Origin of the sequence: Microbispora sp. H10836, from assembly GCF_012999525.1 — a bacterium.
Taxonomy (GTDB): domain Bacteria; phylum Actinomycetota; class Actinomycetes; order Streptosporangiales; family Streptosporangiaceae; genus Microbispora.
Map to the genome: position 1 here is coordinate 1 of NZ_JABBWU010000064.1, position 1,046 is coordinate 1,046.

1 protein-coding gene is annotated in these 1,046 nt (G+C 70.5%); it reads left to right on the plus strand.

Translation table 11 applies throughout. The features are described from left to right. A partial coding sequence (locus tag HHX30_RS40255) for a transposase (RefSeq protein WP_169989205.1) occupies positions 1–986 on the plus strand: 986 nt, incomplete at its 5' end. Between the last annotated feature and the right edge of the window lie 60 nt (positions 987–1,046).

Sequence of the window (1,046 nt, forward strand, 5' to 3'; positions counted from 1 at the left end):
GGGATGACGAGCAGGCCCGGGCCGTGCTGGTGGACGCCCTGGTCACCGACGCCATCCGGCTGCTGGCCGGCCTGCCCTCCCAGCCCTTGGACGAGCAGGCGGCCACCGCCGTGGGCCTGCTGGCCCTGGTCGCCGGCCAGGACGTGGAACCGGCTGAGGACTCCGACGGCCGGGACGGCCGCTGGCGCATCGCCCAGCGCACCGTCCCCGACCGGGTGATCTCCACCGTCGACCCTGAATCCCGGCATGTGCACAAGACCCGCACCCACCGCCAAGACGGCTTCAAGGCCCACGTGGCGGTCGAACCCGAAACCGGCCTGTTCACCGCCGTGGCGTTACGACCCGGATCCGGTGCCGCCCATCACGAGGCCTCCCTCGCTGTGGAGTTGCTCGCCGAGGAGACCAGCCCGGTAGAGGTTTTCGGCGATGCCGCCTACTCCAGTGGGTCCTGCCGCCACGCGCTGGCGGAGGCCGGGCATCGCGTGGTGATCAAACCCGCACCACTGCGCCCGGCCGTACCCGGCGGGTTCACCCTGGACGACTTCGCCATCGACACCGCAGGGGCCACCGTGACCTGCCCGGCCGGGCACCAGGTCCCGCTGTCGGCCCCATCGGGACGCAACCAGCAGCGCAAGGCGTTCTTCACCAGCCAGTGCGCCGACTGCCCCCTGCGCCCGCGCTGCACCAAAGCCAAAGCCGGGCGCATCCTCACCATCCGCCCGCAGCACGACGAACTTGCCGCCGCCCGCCGGCAAGCCGCCACCGATCCGGCCTGGCAGGACGACTACCGACGCTGGAGGCCACCCGTCGAACGCGCCATCGCCTGGATCGTCGCACGAGGCAACCGGCGATTACGGTACATCGGCACCATCAAGAACAACGCCTGGCTCCACACCCGCGCCGCCGCACTCAACCTGCGAACCCTGATCAACCTCGGACTCACCCGGACCGGCAACGTCTGGAAACTTGCTGCAGCACGCGGGTAGAACGCCCGGGTCCACCACAGCCCCGCAGCCGCCACCACAAGATCTTCAGTGGCCTTCTAG